At 63.8% G+C, this 18,331-nt stretch carries 19 protein-coding genes; 8 read left to right on the top strand and 11 right to left on the bottom strand.

The window, feature by feature from the left end; genetic code table 11:
* Positions 1-34 precede the first annotated feature (34 nt).
* Together AC3IPM_RS01615 and AC3IPM_RS01610 are read left to right on the top strand one after the other, a co-directional pair.
* Entirely contained in the window at positions 35-1,216 is a 1,182-nt protein-coding gene (locus AC3IPM_RS01615) for a GDSL-type esterase/lipase family protein (RefSeq protein WP_489302183.1), read from the top strand.
* A complete protein-coding gene (locus AC3IPM_RS01610) occupies positions 1,213-2,316 on the top strand; it encodes a sugar kinase (protein WP_489302182.1) in 1,104 nt (367 codons plus the stop codon). The genes AC3IPM_RS01615 and AC3IPM_RS01610 overlap by 4 nt, the downstream gene beginning before the upstream one ends.
* A gap of 10 nt (positions 2,317-2,326) precedes the next feature.
* On the opposite strand, the gene AC3IPM_RS01605 is transcribed toward AC3IPM_RS01610, so the two are convergent.
* Together AC3IPM_RS01605 and AC3IPM_RS01600 are read right to left on the bottom strand one after the other, a co-directional pair.
* Positions 2,327-2,752 (bottom strand): NUDIX domain-containing protein, encoded by a 426-nt coding sequence (locus AC3IPM_RS01605; RefSeq protein ID WP_489302181.1) that lies wholly within the window; start codon positions 2,750-2,752, stop codon positions 2,327-2,329.
* Entirely contained in the window at positions 2,745-3,341 is a 597-nt protein-coding gene (locus AC3IPM_RS01600; protein ID WP_489302180.1) for a TetR/AcrR family transcriptional regulator, read from the bottom strand. Before AC3IPM_RS01600 ends, AC3IPM_RS01605 begins: the two co-directional genes overlap by 8 nt.
* A gap of 112 nt (positions 3,342-3,453) precedes the next feature.
* Here AC3IPM_RS01600 and AC3IPM_RS01595 point away from each other — a divergent pair, with 112 nt between their 5' ends.
* Genes AC3IPM_RS01595 through AC3IPM_RS01585 form a run of 3 tightly spaced genes read left to right on the top strand, consistent with a single transcriptional unit; the run spans position 3,454 to position 6,307 of the window.
* A complete protein-coding gene (locus tag AC3IPM_RS01595; RefSeq protein WP_489302179.1) occupies positions 3,454-4,509 on the top strand; it encodes a sugar phosphate isomerase/epimerase family protein in 1,056 nt (351 codons plus the stop codon).
* Positions 4,509-5,378, top strand: coding sequence for an alpha/beta fold hydrolase (locus tag AC3IPM_RS01590; protein WP_489302178.1), 870 nt, complete (start codon positions 4,509-4,511; stop codon positions 5,376-5,378). Before AC3IPM_RS01595 ends, AC3IPM_RS01590 begins: the two co-directional genes overlap by 1 nt.
* Entirely contained in the window at positions 5,375-6,307 is a 933-nt protein-coding gene (locus AC3IPM_RS01585) for an alpha/beta hydrolase (protein WP_489302177.1), read from the top strand. The genes AC3IPM_RS01590 and AC3IPM_RS01585 overlap by 4 nt, the downstream gene beginning before the upstream one ends.
* Here AC3IPM_RS01585 and AC3IPM_RS01580 read toward each other — a convergent pair whose 3' ends face one another.
* The 8 genes from AC3IPM_RS01580 to AC3IPM_RS01545 form a co-directional block, all read right to left on the bottom strand.
* Positions 6,308-6,994 (bottom strand): alpha/beta hydrolase, encoded by a 687-nt coding sequence (locus tag AC3IPM_RS01580; protein ID WP_489302176.1) that lies wholly within the window; start codon positions 6,992-6,994, stop codon positions 6,308-6,310.
* Positions 6,995-7,184: 190 nt separating this feature from the next.
* Positions 7,185-7,619 (bottom strand): DUF4265 domain-containing protein, encoded by a 435-nt coding sequence (locus AC3IPM_RS01575; protein ID WP_489302175.1) that lies wholly within the window; start codon positions 7,617-7,619, stop codon positions 7,185-7,187.
* Positions 7,620-7,835: 216 nt separating this feature from the next.
* Positions 7,836-8,345: a hypothetical protein gene (locus tag AC3IPM_RS01570; protein ID WP_489302174.1), complete on the bottom strand. Its 510-nt coding sequence runs from the start codon at positions 8,343-8,345 to the stop codon at positions 7,836-7,838.
* Complete coding sequence (locus AC3IPM_RS01565; RefSeq protein WP_489303994.1) at positions 8,345-9,064, bottom strand: RHS repeat-associated core domain-containing protein; 720 nt, start codon at positions 9,062-9,064, stop codon at positions 8,345-8,347. Before AC3IPM_RS01565 ends, AC3IPM_RS01570 begins: the two co-directional genes overlap by 1 nt.
* A gap of 45 nt (positions 9,065-9,109) precedes the next feature.
* Positions 9,110-9,532 (bottom strand): hypothetical protein, encoded by a 423-nt coding sequence (locus AC3IPM_RS01560; protein WP_489302173.1) that lies wholly within the window; start codon positions 9,530-9,532, stop codon positions 9,110-9,112.
* 517 nt (positions 9,533-10,049) lie between these two features.
* Positions 10,050-10,262, bottom strand: coding sequence for a DUF7668 domain-containing protein (locus AC3IPM_RS01555; RefSeq protein ID WP_489302172.1), 213 nt, complete (start codon positions 10,260-10,262; stop codon positions 10,050-10,052).
* A gap of 720 nt (positions 10,263-10,982) precedes the next feature.
* Positions 10,983-11,912 (bottom strand): RHS repeat-associated core domain-containing protein, encoded by a 930-nt coding sequence (locus tag AC3IPM_RS01550; RefSeq protein WP_489302171.1) that lies wholly within the window; start codon positions 11,910-11,912, stop codon positions 10,983-10,985.
* 424 nt (positions 11,913-12,336) lie between these two features.
* Positions 12,337-12,909 carry an OmpO family porin gene (locus AC3IPM_RS01545; RefSeq protein WP_489302170.1) on the bottom strand — a complete coding sequence of 191 codons (573 nt, stop codon included), beginning with the start codon at positions 12,907-12,909 and terminating at the stop codon, positions 12,337-12,339.
* Between the two features lie 624 nt (positions 12,910-13,533).
* On the opposite strand from AC3IPM_RS01545, the gene AC3IPM_RS01540 reads away from it, so the two are divergent.
* Both AC3IPM_RS01540 and AC3IPM_RS01535 read left to right on the top strand, forming a co-directional pair.
* Complete coding sequence (locus AC3IPM_RS01540; RefSeq protein ID WP_489302169.1) at positions 13,534-13,893, top strand: DUF1428 domain-containing protein; 360 nt, start codon at positions 13,534-13,536, stop codon at positions 13,891-13,893.
* Positions 13,894-14,043: 150 nt separating this feature from the next.
* Positions 14,044-16,488: a S9 family peptidase gene (locus tag AC3IPM_RS01535; RefSeq protein WP_489302168.1), complete on the top strand. Its 2,445-nt coding sequence runs from the start codon at positions 14,044-14,046 to the stop codon at positions 16,486-16,488.
* Between the two features lie 7 nt (positions 16,489-16,495).
* Here AC3IPM_RS01535 and AC3IPM_RS01530 read toward each other — a convergent pair whose 3' ends face one another.
* Positions 16,496-17,158 (bottom strand): hypothetical protein, encoded by a 663-nt coding sequence (locus AC3IPM_RS01530; protein WP_489302167.1) that lies wholly within the window; start codon positions 17,156-17,158, stop codon positions 16,496-16,498.
* Positions 17,159-17,290: 132 nt separating this feature from the next.
* On the opposite strand from AC3IPM_RS01530, the gene AC3IPM_RS01525 reads away from it, so the two are divergent.
* Positions 17,291-18,331: an AraC family transcriptional regulator gene (locus tag AC3IPM_RS01525; RefSeq protein ID WP_489302166.1), complete on the top strand. Its 1,041-nt coding sequence runs from the start codon at positions 17,291-17,293 to the stop codon at positions 18,329-18,331.

Raw genomic sequence — 18,331 nt, 5'->3', positions numbered from 1 at the left:
TGAATTGTTCTGCTGACCGCCTGGGAGGGCTGCCATGCTGCGCTGGATCACTGCATTTTCGATTGCACTTGCCACCAGCGCCGCGGCGCTGCCCGCCCAGGCCCAGGTCTGGGTGCCGGCGTGGACCGCCTCGCCGGCACCGGACCGCCTGGATGGAACCCCGGAAGCACCGGTGCAGTTCGCCAACCAGACCGTGCGCCAGGACATGCGCCTGGCCAGTTCGGCCAAGGCGCTGCGCTTCCGCATCAGCAATGAACTGGGCGACGTACCGCTGAAGATCGGCGGTGCCACGGCCCACCTCACCGGCACGGCCACCCCGGCCAGGCTGGTCACCTTCAATGGTCGCAGCGAGATCGTGGTGCCGGTGGGCGCGGCGCTGCTCAGCGACCCGGTCGCGATCACCGCACCGGCGCTGGCCGATGTATCGCTGACCGTGTATTTCCCCGAACCTGCACGCCCTGCGGTGCGCCGCACCGCACTGCGCATCGCCGACGGCCGCCTGGCCGAGGTGGGCGACAAGGTCAAACTGGCGTACCGGCAGAACATCGTCTCGGCGGTGCTGGCCGAGCGCAGCAGCAAGCCGGTGGTGGTGGTCGCACTGGGCGATTCGATCACCGAAGGCGCCACCGCCACGCGCGGCAGCAACGGCGATTGGCCGGCGCTGCTGTCCGCGCGCCTGCAGCAGGCCTGCCCGGACCAGGTGGTGCTGGTCAATGCCGGCATCAGTGGCAACAAGGTGGTCGACCACGGCCGCAGCCACAGTGCGCTGGCACGGCTGGACCGCGATGTGATCGCCCAGCCCAACGTGGACCGGGTGATCGTGTTCGAGGGCATCAACGATATCCGCCATGACGGCGGCACCCCGCCCAAAGCCGGGCGCAACGCCGAGGACATGGTGCTGGGTTACCGGCAGATTGCCGAGCGCCTGCACAGCAACGGCATCCGTGCGATCGCCGCAACCCTCACCCCGTTCGGCGGTTCGGACCGCTTCGAGCCGGTGGCCGAAGCGACCCGTAGTTCGCTCAATACCTGGATGCGGGGTAGCCGCAGCGGTTTCGATGCGCTGATCGATTTCGACCAGATCCTGCGCGACCCGGCCAATCCGGTGAACCTGCCCGAGGAGATCACCCGCGACCACCTGCATCCCAACGACGAGGGCTACCGGCGCATGGCCGAGGGCATCGACCTGACCGTGCTCGGCTGCCGCGCACGATGAGTACACAGCAATTCTGCGTAGTACCCGCACAAGGGCAGCGCTGGGATGCACTGGCCCTGGGTGAGGTGATGCTGCGCTTCGACCCGGGCGAAGGGCGCATCCGCAACGCGCGCCAGTTCCAGGTGTGGGAAGGTGGCGGCGAGTACAACGTGGTGCGCGGCCTGTGCAGCACCTTCGGCCACCGCACCGGCGTGCTCACTGCGCTGCCACGCAATGAACTGGGTGCGCTTGCGCAGCAGCTGATCCAGGCCGGCGGCGTGGATACCGGCCAGATCGTCTGGCGCGACTACGACGGCATCGGCCGCAACACGCGCATGGGCCTGAACTTTACCGAGCGTGGCTTCGGCGTGCGTGCGCCGCTGGGCATTTCCGACCGGGCTACCTCGGCCGCCTCGCAACTGCAGCCACACGCCTACGACTGGGATGTACTGTTTGGTCAGCAACGGGCGCGCTGGCTGCATACCGGCGGCATCTTTGCCGCCTTGTCCGAACACAGCGCGCAGACCGCCATCACCGCGGTGCGCGCCGCGCGCCGCCACGGCGTGGCGGTGTCCTACGACCTCAACTACCGCGCCAGCCTGTGGAACAGCCACCCGGACCCGGACGCGGCGCGCCACGCCAACTGCGCCATCGCCGCCGAATGCGACCTGTTGGTGGGCGATGAGTATTCCTTCGCCGCGTGCCTGGGCATGGACCTGGCCGACCTCGGCAGGCGGGCCACGCCGATGGATGTGGGCCCGGCCGACGCCGCCGCGCAGCGCGCCCTGCAGCGCTTCCCGAATCTGCAGGCGGTGGCGTTCACCCTGCGCGATGCCAGCAACGCCGCGCGCAACGGCTGGGCCGGTGCACTGCGCACGCGTGAGCGGTTGTTTGTGTCCGACCCGCGCGAGGTGGACCTGCTCGACCGCGTGGGTGGCGGCGATGCGTTCGTGGCCGGGGTGGTGCATGCGCTGCTCAGCGGCAAGGGCGAACAGGCCGCGGTGGACCTGGGCGCCGCGCACGGCGCACTGGCGATGTCCACCCCGGGCGACAACGCCTGCGCCAGCCTGGACGAGGTGGAAGCGGTGGCGCGTGGCGACGGCGCCGCGGCGCGGCGCTGATGCGGCGTGCTTAGTGTGCCGTTGAGAGCACGGCCAGGCCGCGCCGCGCGGACAGCGTAAGCGGCGCGGGCAAGGCGTCGGGCTGGAACCAGCCCAGCGCCAGCAGCACGTCCGGCTCCTGCAGCACGGCAGGGGCCGCATCCAGCGTGCGTACCAGATACACCGGTGCCACCCAGTGCTGGGCCAGCCCCGGTTCGAAGTGATCCACCACGCACAGCAGCCGTTCGATCGCCACGCGCAGGCCGGTTTCCTCGTGCACTTCGCGGATCACCGCGTGTTCCACCGTTTCCATCCAGTCCACCTTGCCGCCGGGCAGGCCCCAATGGCCCTGCTCGGGCGGGCGCCCGCGCTGCACCAGCAACACCGCGCCATCGGCACGCTGGATGACCGCGCCACAGCCCACGCGCGCCTGCCGGGAAGGCGCCGAATCAACCATGGGCCTGCACCGGCAGCACCTGCATTGCCACCGCCACCGCGGCCAGCAGGCGTGCACGGCTGGCACCGTCGCGGGCCTGGGTGGAGATGCCGTGCAGCACCGTGGCGTAGTAGTCGCCCAAGGCCTGCACATCGGTGTCCTTGGCCAGTTCCCCCGCGGCGGCGGCCTGCTGCAGGCGCGCGATGATCTGCGCGGTGCGCTGGCGCCGGTGTTCGGCCAGCCAGTCGGCCACGGCCGCGTTCTCCGGGCCGGTGCTGGTGGCTGCCGACACCACCAGGCAGCCCTGCGCGCGGCCGCGCCGGGTGTAGGTAAGTACGGCGTCGTGCAGCATGCGTTCGATCGCCGGGCGCACGGCCTGCTCGCGCAGTGCGCGGTCGGCAAAGCCACCGTCGCCGGCTTCGTACAGCGCTACCGCCTCGCGGAACAGCTGTTCCTTGCTGCCGAACGCGGCGTAGATCCGCGCCGAGGCAATGCCCAGCGCTTCCACCAGCGCCGACATCGAGGTGCCTTCATAGCCGCGTTCCCAGAACAGCAGCATGGCCTGTTTGAGGGCGTGGTCTTTGTCGAATTCGCGGGGGCGTCCGGCCATGGGGCTTCAGTGCGGAAAGGAGCGTTGCAGGGATTCTAGCGATACCCGGCGTTGACCGGGATCTTTTCACCCTCTATTCTTTGTCGCTCGACAAACAATAAGGCAACCGCCGATGCGTACCATCCAAGGCCCCAGCCTGCACCTGGCCCAGTTCAGTGCAGAACACGCGCCCTTCAACGACCTGCCTTCCATCGCCGCGTGGGCGGCCGGCCAGGGCTTCAAGGCACTGCAGATCCCGGCATGGGACGAGCGCCTGTTCGACGTGGAACAGGCCGCGCACAGCCAGCAGTACTGCGATGACCTGATCGCAATGCTGGCCAGCCACGGGCTGGTGATCAGCGAGCTCACCACGCACATCTTCGGCCAGCTGGTGGCCGTGCACCCGGCCTACGACAGCCTGTGCGACAGCTTCGCCCCGGCCGCCCTGCACGGTGACCCGGCCGCACGCAGCGCCTGGGCGATCGAGCGCATCAAGCTGGCCGCCAAGGCCTCGCAGCGGCTCGGCCTGGACCGCATGGGCACCTTCTCCGGTTCGTTTGCCTGGCCCTACCTGTTCCCGTTCCCGCAGCGCCCGGACGGCCTGATCGAGGCTGCGTTCGAGGAACTGGCACGGCGCTGGCTGCCGATCCTGGACGTGTGCGATGCACACGGCATCGACCTCTGCTATGAAATCCATCCCAGCGAAGACCTGCACGACGGCACCAGCTTCGAGCGCTTCCATGCGGCAGTGGGCGGCCATCGGCGCTGCCGGATCCTGTTCGATCCCAGCCACTTCGTGCTGCAGCAGCTGGACTACCTCAGCTTCCTGGACATCTACCGCGACTTCATCGGCATGGTCCACATCAAGGATGCCGAGTTCAATCCGAGCGGGCGCCAGGGCATCTACGGCGGCTACAGTGGCTGGACCGAACGGGCCGGGCGCTTCCGCTCGCTGGGCGATGGCCAGGTGGACTTCAAGGGCATCTTCTCCAAGCTGGCGCAGTACGACTACGACGGTTGGGCCACGCTGGAATGGGAGTGCTGCCTGAAGAACCATGAGGACGGCGCGCGCGAGGGCGTGGCCTTCATCAACGCGCACATCATCAAGGTTACCGACCGCATCTTCGACGACTTCGCCGGTGCGCCGGTCAGCCGCGCGCAGATCCACGGCATGCTGGGGATCCTCTGATGGATATGGCACTTGAAGGCATCACCCACCGCCACATCCGCATCGACGGGCGCAGCGTGCATTGCGCCCTGCTCGGGCAAGGCCGCCCGGTCCTGCTGATTCCCGGCTGGCCGCAGACCTGGTATGCGTGGCGTCACATCCTGCAGGCGCTCGCCGCGCAAGGTTTCCAGGCCATCGCGGTGGACCCGCCCGGCACCGGGGATTCGGACACCCCCGCACACGGCTACGACACCGGCAGCATCGCGGCGACCCTGCACGCGGTGATGGCCGAGCTGGGCCATGCGCAGTACCAGGTGGTGGGCCACGACGTCGGCATGTGGGTGGCCTATGCGCTGGCCAGCGATCATCCCCAGGCCGTGCAGCGCCTGGCGGTCACCGAAGCGGTGATCCCCGGGCTGGCCGATGCGCCGCCGGTGTTCGTGGCCCCGGAGGACAACATCTTCCTCTGGCACTTCATGTTCAACCAGGTGCGCGACCTGCCCGAAGCACTGATCGCCGGGCGCGAACGCGCCTACCTCACCTTCATGTTCGACCGCTGGGCGCATCGCCGCGAAGCCGTTGCCAGCGAGGTCTACATCCGCGCTTACGCGGCACCGGGCGGGCTCAGCGGTGGTTTCGGCTACTACCGCGCGATTCCGGAAACGATCCGCCAGAACCAGCACCGCGCACGGACGCCGTTGGCGATGCCGGTGCTGGCCATCGGCGCCGAACATGCCACCGCCGACATGCCGATCGATACCCTGCGCGCGCATGCACCGGACCTGCGCGGCACGATGATTGCCGACTGCGGCCACTTCGTGATGGAAGAAGCACCGGAGGCCTTCCTGGCCCAGCTGCTGCCGTTCCTGCTGCCGGAATGCGCAGCATGAGCCTGGACCCGGATATCGCCCGCTTCCTGTCCACGCTGCCACCGTCGGAGGCGGTGGCAGCGCTGTCGCTGCAGGAGCTGCGCGCGATCAGCGAGATCGCGTTGCCGGCATTGCAGGGCCCGCGCGAAGACGTTGCCGAAGTGCGCGACGTGCAGATCGACTGCGCCGACGGGCACCGCTTGCCGCTGCGCTTGTACTGGCCGGCCGGGCATCAGCCTGGCCAGGCCCGCGCGGGCCTGGTGTTCGCGCATGGCGGTGGCTGGTTCCAGTGTTCGCTGGCGGTCTACGACAACCCGTGCCGGGCGCTGGCCAATGCCAGCGGCTGCGTGGTCATTGCCGTGGACTACCGGCTCGCCCCGGAGCACCGCTTTCCGATTCCGTTGGAAGACGTGTACCAGGCGCTGTGCTGGGCCAGCACCCAAGCGACCGCACTGGACATCAGCCCGACACGGCTGATGGTCGGCGGCGACAGTGCCGGTGGCAACCTGGCCGCCGCAGTGGCACTGCTGGCGCGCGAACGCGGTGGTCCGCGCATCCATCACCAGCTGCTGCTGTACCCGGCGCTGGATACGCGCACGGACACCGACAGCCACCAGCGCTTCGGCGAAGGCTATTACCTGACCAGCGCCTTGATGCAGCGCTGCTGGGCGGCCTATGTGGGCGCGGCGGGCAGCAGCGATCCGCTGGCGGTACCGGCGTTGGCCAGCGACCTGCGCGGTTTGCCGCCGGCCACGGTGCTGGTCTGCGAGTACGACCCGCTACGCGATGAGGGGGAACAGTACGCGCAGCGGTTGCAGCAGGCCGGGGTGGACGTACAGTGCGAACGCCTGCCCGGCATGGTGCATGCCTGCCTGCACCTGCTGGGCACCGCACCGGCGTCGCGCATCGTGCTGACACGTGCCGGCGCACTGCTCGCAGCCGTGGTCTGATCAGCCGCGCGCGGCTTCCTCGATCAACCCGGCAACCTCCTCCGGGTGCGAGGCCAGCGAGGCATGGCCGGCGTCCAGGGTGATCACCTTGCGCGCGTTCAAGCGGGCCGACATGCGCTGCTGGTTGTCCGGCGCGATCATCCGGTCCTGGCTGGAGATCTGGTACCAGCTGGGTTTCTTCTTCCACGCCGGGGCAGTGATGGTGTCGCCGAAGGTGCTGGCCAGCGGTGCCTTCTGCGTGATTGCCATCACCAGCGCATGGTCGGCATCCAGGTCCTGGCAGAAACTCTCGTGGAACTTGTCCTGTTTGATCCACAGGTAGCCGTCACTGTCCGGGGCCAGGTTGGGCGCGGCCACCGGCGGATGTTCCTGGGTGATGCCGCCCGGGCTTTCACCGGCATCCGGGGCGAACGCGGCGATGAAGACCAGGCCCACCACATTGGGCAGATCGCCGGCTTCGGTGATCACCGCACCGCCATAGGAATGCCCCACCAGCAGCACCGGCCCGTCGATCTGGGCCACCATCTTGCGGGTGCGCTCGGCATCATCGGCCAGCGAGGTCAGCGGCATCTCCACGGCGCGCAGTGCAGTGTGCCCCTTGCGGTGCAGGGCCAGGATCACCTTGGCCCAATGCGCGGCGCCGCCCCAGAAACCATGCACCAGTACGATCGTCGGTGTCGTGCTCATTGCCATCTCCAGCCTGTGTGCACCGGCAGCCGCGGAACGGGCTGCCCGGTAGAGCCGGTACTACGCGCGCGCCACGGTTAAACCGACGTGAGCCATCCCTGTTTCCAATACCGGATTGACCGCGGCCATCGCGATCAGCTGCACCGCGATGTACTGGGTCGATCTTTGTGCCACGCAACGCGACTGCGTTTCAGGGGCGCTCAGCAGGCAGGCAATAGTGACCTTCTTCAAACTCCCAGTCCCCCTCACTCTCACCAATCTCCAGCAGCGTGTAAACCTCTTGGACGGAAGCTGATGGAGGGATATCTACAGAGTAGAGCCGTCTCTCGCCAGCCCCAGAACCTTCGTAGGTACACCCAAGACCCTCTAGCGCTCGCCAACGTGCAAGAAATACCTCGTGCCCAACGCCTGTTTGCAACCGAACTCGATAGGTCGAATGCCCGCCTCGCTTGACCAACTCCCGAAAGCTCAAGCGCCCACCGTCGTCGTCTGCCAAAAAAACATCTCCATTGCTGATGCCAAATGCGTAGAACGGAGAATTGTCCAGCACAAACAATCCGTCGGGATGTCTTTTCACATGCAAGACTTCAACACCACCCGCATCTAGGACGAAGCTGACTTTCATTGAAACGTCCATTGCCAACTATCTCCATTCACGTAGATTTTTAGCACCCTTATCGCGATTGCATGTGCGACAAGCATCTCTTTCGTTCCTTGGAAATTCCCCCTCCCCTCGATTCAGGATCCACATGATCCCTCTCGAGCGAGTTGGGGTAGCCAGGAGTACTCGTCGTTGGTTCTCCGCAGCAAGCTCAGGGCACGCCCCCTTTACCTTTCAGGGTTACCGCTCAACGTCAGACATGAAGATGACGTCACTGCCCGTTGAGATGCAGGAAATGGAATTTCCTGAAGACAGAGCAGAGCCAGCCGAGATCTCTATCGCTACCTGCCAGATGGAGCCCTCAGCCTCCATATCCTCTTCCGAAGCAATCAATTCAATGATTGATTCATCCATGAATAGAAGCAGGCGACCGGTGGAGTCCAGCTCAATGCTCGAAATCTCAGTACCCATCCTTGCATATACCCCGGCCAGAAAACTCGCCCTTCCCACAAAAAAATCTGCCTGTGCAAGAGAGTCATTCAATGCACTACTCTCTCGAATGCTGGCCGAACAGGAGAAGCTCAGCTCCACGTATAGCGATTCACCAGGATGCACCCTCGAGTTGATAAACCTCAGCGACACCTGAAGGCTGCTTACATTGAATGAATCAAGATACGAACCAAGCAACATCAGATCCAACTTCGATCGCGCCACACCGGCATCAACCTCCACCCTCTCGACGCACGACATCATCGTTTCTCCCGGTAGTAAATATGACTTCCAGTCCGCTGCTCACCCCTGGGAATGTTTCCAAAGTTCTTCCGGTTCTCCGGATTCACGGGCTGGCGCGGATTGCCCTCTCGTGTCACCGATATTCTCGGCGAATGCTTCGGGCCCCCATCCATGACTCTAACGTCCATCTTCATAGACGAGACATTGTGAAGCGTCCCCGACTCCGTGCCGGCGTCGTTCGATATCCGCGCTCCCATGTACCCAGCCTCCTCCAACGCCACCCGGGTATCAGCAGGCCCATCTCCAACCCTCACTCCGGCAACGGTGCGCCCCTGCATTTCTGATACTGCAGCCCTTCCAAAGGGTGCAGCAATCGATCGCAGAATTCCTGGCAGCGTTGCACCACTGATCCCTACAGCAACCAGCGCCTTGCCATTGTAGTGAAAGGCATCGTCACCGAGTTCGTTCCCGAATCCTGGATTCCCCATTTGATCAACGTTTGAAAACCACTCTTCATCACGACCATCAGGGTCGATGAACTTGTACGGGTTGTTCAGCGCATAGGCGTACCTATTGAACTTCGCGCCACTCTTCCTGTCGACCGTCACCGGGTCCACAGAAAGGAACACCCCCAACTGCGGATCCATGTACCGCTGTTGCATGTAGCTCAGCCCAGTAGCCGCGTCACTCACATGCCCCGTGTACCCCGGGCCGTCTTCAACTTCCCCACCGACCACCGCCCCCACTGACGCTCGCTACACGAAATGAAAATTGCCTTACTTCTATGAGCGATTGGAAGCAAAAAATACAGAACGCCCCTCCTGAGCAAATGCCTCGGTAAACTGCAAGCCATTTTCTCCTGCCAGGTCGTAGCAGAAGAATACATCCACGCAGTAACCTTCTTTATGTTCAAGAAATATCTTTACTGCATCCCTGGATCCCTCATCATCCGGCAGCCGGACGTTCGAAACGACGCCAAAAGCCAGAGCATGTGCACTCTCCTTCTGAAGGGACGCATACAAGGCTTCAATTCTGTTCCAAGCATGACCTCCACCTTCGCTTAGCTCAACTCCAACATGAACCATTTTTGTCGGCGACTGTAGGTATCCAGCAAATGGATGAAATTCTCCATATGCACCTAGCATCTTCTTTGCGAACTCCAACAACTCTCGCATCAGCCCTTCTACCTGCTCTTTCGGCGTCATCTACTTGGCCCCAGATCATCACGACGAACAACAGTGGATTGTGTCTCCACGTTCGAACTTACCTTCGTATGTAGTTCAGCCCAATGGCCGCGTCACTTACATGCCCCGTGTACCCCGGGCCGTCTTCAACTTCCCCGCCGACCACCGCCCCATAGGGCTCGTAGTCATAGCGCTTGATCACATTGCCATTGGCATCAGTCTCGGCCACCACCGAGACCATCTGTATGAATGTAGGTGATCGTTTCCTGGGCCTACGCCGAAGACACCGATGAGAGATGAATCAGTGCGATGCAGCAAAGCCATGCTCCCAAACGGCGCCGCTTCTGAATTCCTCCCTGCGCTTCCCAGCCCTTGAAAATACGCCTGCAGCGATCCCTCTCAACCCGGCTATTCTTCCAACCCCTGAAATAGTCTTAAGCAATGCGGCTTGAGCGACTCATCCATCAAACCACAACCAGGCATACAGATACTACGACACGCATACCAAGACGACTTCGTATCGGTATCTAATATCAATTCAATAGATGTGCAACTGAAGCACGAGATTACTCCATTCTTCTTCATCCGCATAAAGGTCAACCATAACTTTCCAGAATTCCCCGTACAAAATGCAAACAGAGAAATTCCAAGACTCCTCAGGAAAGCTCTTCAGTTGTGCGCCATACGCTCGAATACTCTCCCGCACCTCTGCCCATGCCTCCGGAGTCTGAGGCGTTACCTGCGGCAGCAATGGCTCCTCTCCTTTAACCGAAGAATCGGACTACGAACCTAGGCGTCCCTGACCTCACAGGGGTGATCCTGGGGTTCTGCTGTAAAAACAATATGTTTCGTAAGTGCAGTTGACATTGGCCATCCTGTCCTTCAGTGGCGATAAGGCCAACTTAGGACAAGGTGCGAGGCAGTGGCTGGATAAGGGCAGTCAGCGTCAAGAGAGCCCTATATACTCAACAATAATTGGAAGGTAGTCACGTAAATCCCCCCTTCCGAACGCAAACGCAAACGCAAACGCAAACGCAATCTTGCCGGCACCAAGGACTAAAGACTATTGCATCGCAGCTTTTACATCGAGGCGCTACGGTGGGGAAAAATAAGAATCTGCGGTCGAAACATTCTAAATAGCACTCGCCTAAATGCGAGATACCAACACTCAACCCCGTCTACTCTGAAAAACGTAAATCCCAAGTCGCGCCCTTCAGCGCTCAACATCCTCTCCTCCGAAATCTCCCAAATGTCACGAACAGAGCAATAAGTCCTGAAGAACCCCAGTTCAACCATCACAACGCCATGTGCTTTCATACGATCCGAAAGCATCCACCGCACTCGATCAACCGCACTCGTAGCATTCGCAGACCTGATGAAGAACGTCGCCTGAAACCCGCCGACATTGGCCTCCAATTCAGAAGCGCGAATAAAGACCCCTTCAATCATCAACTGATAGAATCTCATCAAGCTACCGCCCCTTTTTCAGCTCTTGATCCAGCCTCTTCGAATCCAGCCTTCCGTCAACTCGAAAATATCCCTGAAATCCGCCATTTTGACCCATTTTGACTCCCGGCATAGGCAGACCGGTCTTTTCGCTGATCGCCCCCATCGCGCCATTCCATCTTGCGATGTCGGACTGGTCAGCGGGCCTAGGAGCTGCATCAGGGATATACTCCGCCACTTCAGCAACCTGCTCAAGCGTACCGGCCACAGCGAGTGCACCAACACTGACCTTACCCCAGAACGAGTGCCCCCTTATGCCATCTGTCTGGTAATGCGGGAGCCCTTTGCCGCCACCATCTAGCTCATGGCCAACGTGTTTGAGCTGTCCCTCAACCCCGTGCGCGGATGTCTCAATCTGGCTTGCAACTTGCCTTCTGTCCGCAATCACGTTCTGCTGCGCCCGGCGCGCACGAACAGCTTGTTCCTGAGTCAGGCGTGCAACCTTATGAGCCTGGTTTGCGGTGAGTCTGACGAGCCAAGCAACTTTGCCGGCTTCTCCATCAGGATCGACATAAGTGTACGGATTCCCGTTCGCATACCTATAGCGATTGAACTGCCCCACCGGCTGCTGATAAGCCGTCACCGGATCCACAGACAGGAACACCCCCAACTGCGGATCCATGTACCGCTGCTGCATGTAACTCAGCCCAGTAGCCGCGTCACTCACTTGCCCCGTGTACCCAGGGCCGTCTTCAACTTCCCCACCGACCACCGCCCCATAGGGCTCGTAGTCATAGCGCTTGATCACGTTGCCGTTTGCATCGGACTCGGCCACTACCGAGCCAAGCGCATCGGTATGAATGTAGGTGATCGTTTCCTGCGCCCACGCCGACGACACCGATGAGAGACCTATCAGCGCGATGCAGCAAAGCCACGCTCCCAGCAGGCCTTGCATCCGAATTCCATTCTTGAGCTTCCCGGCGCCCGAAAACACGCCTCCAGCGATTCCCCTTAACCCGGCCATCCTTCCAATCCCTGAAAGAGCCTTCCAGCAAGGCAATGACTTCATATCACAGTGCCTGGTTGCGGGGGACCTTGGGCGGGAATGTGGGCGTCATGCGTCATGTCGACCAGCAAACTGAGCTGGCCCACGTGCCGGTGAAGCCACAGACCTAGGGCATCCGTGCACGCTCGGATCGCGTCAGCGAATGGCGTGATTCGGTGGCGCTCATTGTCTGCGAGGTTGCCGGCCAGCGGCCGGCACTACCCCTATCCATCAACCAGCTTGGGCGCGGGATCACGCCCACGAAAAAGGCCCGGCAATGCCGGGCCTTCTCTGCTGCGCCAACGCTGCGCGCAGCGGTGCGATCACACAGCGCTTACCAGCTGAAGCGCGGGCCGACCGACCATTCCTTGTCACCGTGGCGATCCATCTTGATGTCGCCGTTGATGCCCCAGTTCTGGTTCAACTTCACCTGGCCACCCAGGCGGCCGTAGAACTGGCCATCCGGATTGACGCCGTGCTTCTTGCTGTAATCCTCGTAACCGGCCATTGCGTAGACTTCGGCGTGCTGGCCGAAGGCGGTACGGATACCGGCTTCAGCGCTGTAGCCGTTGAAGTCCAGGCCGTGCTTCGGGTCGAACTTGTTGTAGGCAACGCGGCCCACGAAGTCGGTGCTGTTGCCGATTTCCTGGTTGTAGCCCACGCCCACGCGCCACTGGTCAACCTTGAAGTTGCCGATGTCGGTCTTCTGCTGGTTGTACTCGCCGAAGGCATGGAAGTTCGGCAGGAAGGCGTAGGAACCCTTCACGCCCCAACCATCGGCCTTGCCGCCGTCAGCGTCGGTCTTGACGTAGTCGGCTTCAGCGTAGTTGTAGGACAGGCCTTCGGCAGCCGAAGCGGCGAACGGCAGGGCGGCGGCCAGCGCCAGAGCAATCAAGGAAGTCTTCATGGGGGTACACCTTTTTTGTTTTGTTTCCTGCAGCGGCGCAAGCGCCTCTGCATCGGGAATGTAAATTCTCCGTTATTCGCCCTAACGCCCCCTGAAGTCGGGCGGTTTCATATTGGTGAATTTTTGGCCGGGGTTCAGTTGCGCTCTGGCATACGCGCGGGTGCACTCCCAATAGCGGAAATACAGGGGTTTTTGCGCGGAAACGACCCTGCGCGTGGTTGCGCGTGGTTCAGTGAGGGCAGGGAAAGTGGCGATACGCCAGATGCGGCAAAGCCGACAAAGGAATCTGGTCACGACGATGCCCTTTCGGGGCGTCACGCGCTGGGGAAGCCGCTCTTGGGGAGTAATCGGCTAACGCGTCCATCCTCCGCATTGCAGTACCGGCCGGCGCCAATGGGCGCCGAAGCGCAGGTCGCTGGGGGGCGTCCTGCCCGGCCCGCCCATAGTGGGCTGATTGCGTCAGCGGTCCTATCAGGATGTTCCTCACCTTCATTCAGATTTTTCTGACCCCTCCTCACCCCGCCGCAAGGTCCCGGCAGGCATTGTCGATTTCCCCCGCCCCCACGCGTCGTATCCCTTGCAGGTGCCCATTCCGGCGCACCCTGCCTGACCCGGAGGCTGTACATGTCCTACATCGATGGTTTCGTACTTGCGGTTCCGACCGCCCACAAAGACAAGTTCCTCGCCCACGCCAGGGAAGGCGATGCGATCTGCATGGAGCACGGTGCGCTGCGCGTGGTGGAGTGCTGGGGTGATGATGTCAGCCACGGCAAGCAGACCGACTTCTTCCGCGCGGTGGAGGCCAAGGCGGATGAGACGGTGGTGTTTTCCTGGATCGAATGGCCCGACAAGGCCACCCGCGATGCGGGGATGCAGAAGATGATGGAAGACCCGCGCATGAACCCGGAGAACAACCCGATGCCGTTCGACGGCAAGCGGATGATCTACGGCGGCTTCGTGCCGGTGGTCGAGCTCAAGCGCTGATCCCGCCCTGTCGCTGCGGACGGGCGCGCGCGTCCGCAGGCTACCTTGCCGGCCCTGGGATCTCCCGGCATGCTCAGGTCCCGGGCAGTGTGCGCCGGGACCTGCGCTGATGCAGGTCCGGCGTACCGTCGACTGATGGGTGGAGCCACCATGGCAGAAGGATCTGCACTGCCGCGCAGCGTCTGGCGGACATTGATGATGGCCAGCATCGGCCTGCTGCTGTGCACACCAGGCACACAGGCTGCCCCGGACCAGGCGGCCTACGCGCGTGCCGAACACGTGCTCGATGGGCAGCTGCGCGGCAAGGTGGCCAATGCCTCGGTTCGGCCGCGATGGCTGGATGATGGGCGGTTCTGGTACCTGCGGCAGGCGCCCACGGGGCAGAACGACTACATATTGGTTGATCCCAAGGTGCCATCGCGGCAGCCCCTGTTCGACCCTGCGCGCCTGGCCACGGCATTGGCGCGTGCCGACGATGCGGATCCCGCACGTACCCTGCAACAGCTTGAAACCGTGGACACGGTCGCCGGGGGGCTGGAGCTGGTGCTGCGCAGCGGCGATGCGCACGGCCTGCGCTGCACCTTGCCCACTTACCACTGTGGTGGCGTGCCGCTGCCCGCGAAGGATCCACGGGAATTGATCTCGCCCGATGGCAGCCGGTCCGTGTGGGTGAGCGACAACAACCTCTGGATGCGCCGGGCCGGATCGGATCGGCCCCAGCCTCTGACCCGCGACGGCGTGACCTCACATGGCTATGGCGTACTCCCGGACTTCGCCCTGCGTGGTATCCCCTGGCGCGCCGGAACAATGCACACACCGCCCTTCGCCGTGTCCTGGTCACCCGATGGCAGGCACCTGTTCGGGGTGCGCTACGACGAGCGCCAGGTGCGGCCGTATCCGTACCTGGCCACCGCGCCAGTGGAAGGCGTGCGACCGGTCGTGCATCAGGTCCGGCTGGGCCTGCTCGGCGACCCCGAGCAGGTGCGTGATGCGTGGTTCGTCACCAACGTGGACCGCACCACCACGCGCGCCATCGCCGTACCGGAGGGCTGGCATGCGCTGACCGAAGCAGGCGTGCTGGGCTGGTCCTCCGATGCCGGCAAGGTGTACACCGCGATCGTGCGCCATGCACACCCGGCGCGCATCCGCCTGGTCGAGATTGATCTGCAGCGCGCGCAGGTGCGCACGCTGCTGGAGGAAACCTCCACTACCCGCGTCCAGCTCAACAGCTATCCCTTCAGCCGTCCCGCAGTACGGGTGCTGGGCCGGCGCGGGCAGGTCGCATGGTTCTCGCAGCGCGATGGCTGGGGCCATCTGTACCTGGTGGATATCGGCAACGGCGCGGTGGTCCGGCAACTGACCCGCGGCGAGTGGCTGGTGCGCGATGTCATCGGGGTCGACCCAGACGAGCAGCAGCTGTACTTCAGCGCCGGCGGGCGCGAATCGGGTGATCCCTACCTGCGGCGCCTGTATCGGGTGGCGTTGGACGGGGGTGAGCCGGTACTGCTCACCCCCGAGGCGGCCGACCATGCCATCGACGCCGGTGCCAGCGTGCTCTTGGGTGGCCGCGACCCTGGCCTGCTGTCCCCGGCAGGTACGGTCGTGGTCGATACCTACTCCACGCTCGACCAGGCGCCGATCAGCGTGCTGCGCAGTACCGCCGATGGGCGCGTGCTGCTACCGCTGGAACGCGCCGACGACAGCGCGATACGCCGCGCGGGCTGGGTGCCTCCCAAGCGCGAGCAGCTGCTTGCCGCGGACGGTCGTACGCCCGTATACGCCACGGTCTATCTGCCACCCGGCTATACCCGGAACGGCCGCCATCCGGTCATCGACGCAATGTACGGGGGGCCGCATGTCAGCAATGCACCGGTGGCCTTCGTCGAGGCCACCTCGACACTGAATCCGGTTGCACGCTCAAGCCTGGCCCAGCTCGGATTCGTGGTGGTGAGCATCGATGCACGTGGAACGCCTGGACGCTCCAAGGCCTTCCACGACAGCAGCTACCTGTCCGCCGCCGACCTGCAGCTGGATGACCACGTGGTCGCGATCGGCCAACTGGCAGTGCGCTATCCCGGCATGGACATCAACCGTGTAGGCATCTATGGGCATTCCTTCGGTGGCTACAGTGCAGCCCGCGCGCTGTTGCGGCATCCGGATTTCTACAAAGTCGGCGTGGCCTCGGCAGGCAGCCACAGTTTCCAGGGCATGTACGGCGGAGCCATCCACGGCATGGATCGCTGGGTGGGTGGTTCACCGGTGTATGCCGACGGCGGCGCGCTGCGCCCCGACGACAATGCCGTTCCCGCACTGTTCCAACCGCTGGACAATGCCGCGCTGGCCGAGCGCCTGCGCGGACGTTTGATGCTGGTGTATGGCGACCTGGACGAGAATGCGATGCCTGCGCTGACCCTGCAGCTGGCGCGCGCGCTCAACCAAGCCAACAAAGATTACGACCTGGTGTACCTGGCCAACCAGGACCACGAATTGTTCCGCAACGATCGGTACTACATGCGCCGCATGTGGGACTACTTCGTGACACACCTGATGGGGGCCACGCCACCGCCCTATCAGTTGGGCGCCACCTCGGACTGACAGGCACTCAGCGCGCCGGCGCGTCGTCGTCACCGTGGCCAAGGCCCGCCCCCATGCCACCGCCCATTCCACCGCCCTTGCCGGCGCCCTTGTCGGCGCCGTCGGCCTTGCCCTTGGCCGCGGTGGAGGGCCGCGCCGGCCCCTGCCGGGGAATGGCCACGCTGGGCGGGATGGGCGCCAGGTCGAGCGCCTCACGAATGAAGGTGCGCAGCGACACCACCAGTTCGGCGGTCTGCACCGCCCGGCCCTGCGCCAGTTCGGTGGCTGCACGCGCGGCCAGGCGGACCTGGTCGTCGGTACCGAGCAGGATGATGTCCGACAGCGCCGCCTCGACCGCATCGCGGATGCGGCGTGCACGATCACGGCCCGGCGCGACATCGGACGGCAACTGCAGCGCGTCATCTGTTGCACCGTCTGCTGGTGCGTGGTGCAGGTCACGCAGATGGCGCGGGTCCACGTGCAACGCCCCGGTGAACGATCCCCCCAGCGTCTTGTAGGCAGCGATCAGCGTACGCAGGCGCTCGTTGATCTGCCGGTTCTCGCGTTCGCGGCGCTGCTGCATCGTCTGCATCACCAGCAGGCGGATGCCTACGCCGATCAGGGTAATCACCGCCAACCCCACCAGGGTGGAGAGCATGGCCTGCCAGGAACTGAAATCTAGACCGCGCATGGGACTACCTCGCTGGATGGCGCAACCGTAGCAGGAAGGCGGTGATGGGCACCTCCCGGCCACTGTATTGACGAGCGTACCCGGACGGCCTAAGTTTCCGGACCGGTTGGCATGCGCGACCACGCCTCATCCATGATGCTGACCCAATACTTCCTGTTCTTCTTCGCCATGCTCGGTGCCTTCAACGGGCTCGGGCTGGCCGCGTTCCTGTGGTGGCGCGCGCGGGGCCTGGCCACACAGCGCTGGCTGGCACTGCTGGTGTTCATGGTGTCGGTGCGCACCGGCAAGTCGGTGGCGTTCTACTTCTGGCCCGACATTCCCCGAAGCGTGCTGCAGGTGGGTCTGACCGCCTGTTTCCTGATCGGTCCGTGCCTGTTCTTCCTGCTGCGCGCCAGCCAGGACACCGCGTCGAGTACCTGGCGCATCGACCGTTGGCACGTGGCGGTGCTGCTGGCCATCATCACAGGGGTGAGCGTGCTGCTGCCCTACCCCGATCACGGGGACCTGTGGCGGCACACCGTCACCCCGGCGATCACCGCGGCGTGGCTGGGCTACCTGCTGCTGTCCACCGCGCTGTTGGTCGGCCAGCGCCGCCGGTTGGCGGGTACGCCGTCGGGCCGGTTGCTGCTGGGGGCGGTGGGGGCGGTCTGGATCATCTGGCTGGCGTACTACACCTCCGGCTACACCTCCTATGTGGTGGGCGCGCTGTCGTTCACCGTCGTGCTGGCCTGCAGCGTGGTGATCTACCCGCGCCTGCGCGCCGGCCAGGCCGTGATCGAGCCCTACCAGGATCGGCGGATTGCCGCGCCCGAGGCGGTTTCCGAACTGCAGGCGCTCGCCGAACTGATGGCGCGCGAGCGCCTGCACCTGGACCCGGGGCTGACCCTGCCGCGCCTGGCGCGCCGACTAGGCGTACCGCAGGCGCGGCTGTCGCAGCTGTTGAACGACAACAACCAGACCTCGTTCAAGCAGTACCTGGCGCAGCTGCGCGTGGGCGAGGCCAAACTGCTGCTGCAGCAGTCACCGCCCAAGCCGCTGGAAGCGGTGGCAGAGGCGGCGGGCTTCCAATCGATGTCCACCTTCCACAGCGCCTTCAAGAAGGTGGAAGGGGTGACGCCGGCGGCGTTCCGCGCGGCGCACGCCAACTCCCAGAATCGATTCCAGCACTCCTGA

The sequence above is a fragment of the Stenotrophomonas sp. GL_111 genome (assembly GCF_057835245.1).
This window is presented reverse-complemented; position numbering and strand designations above follow the sequence as displayed.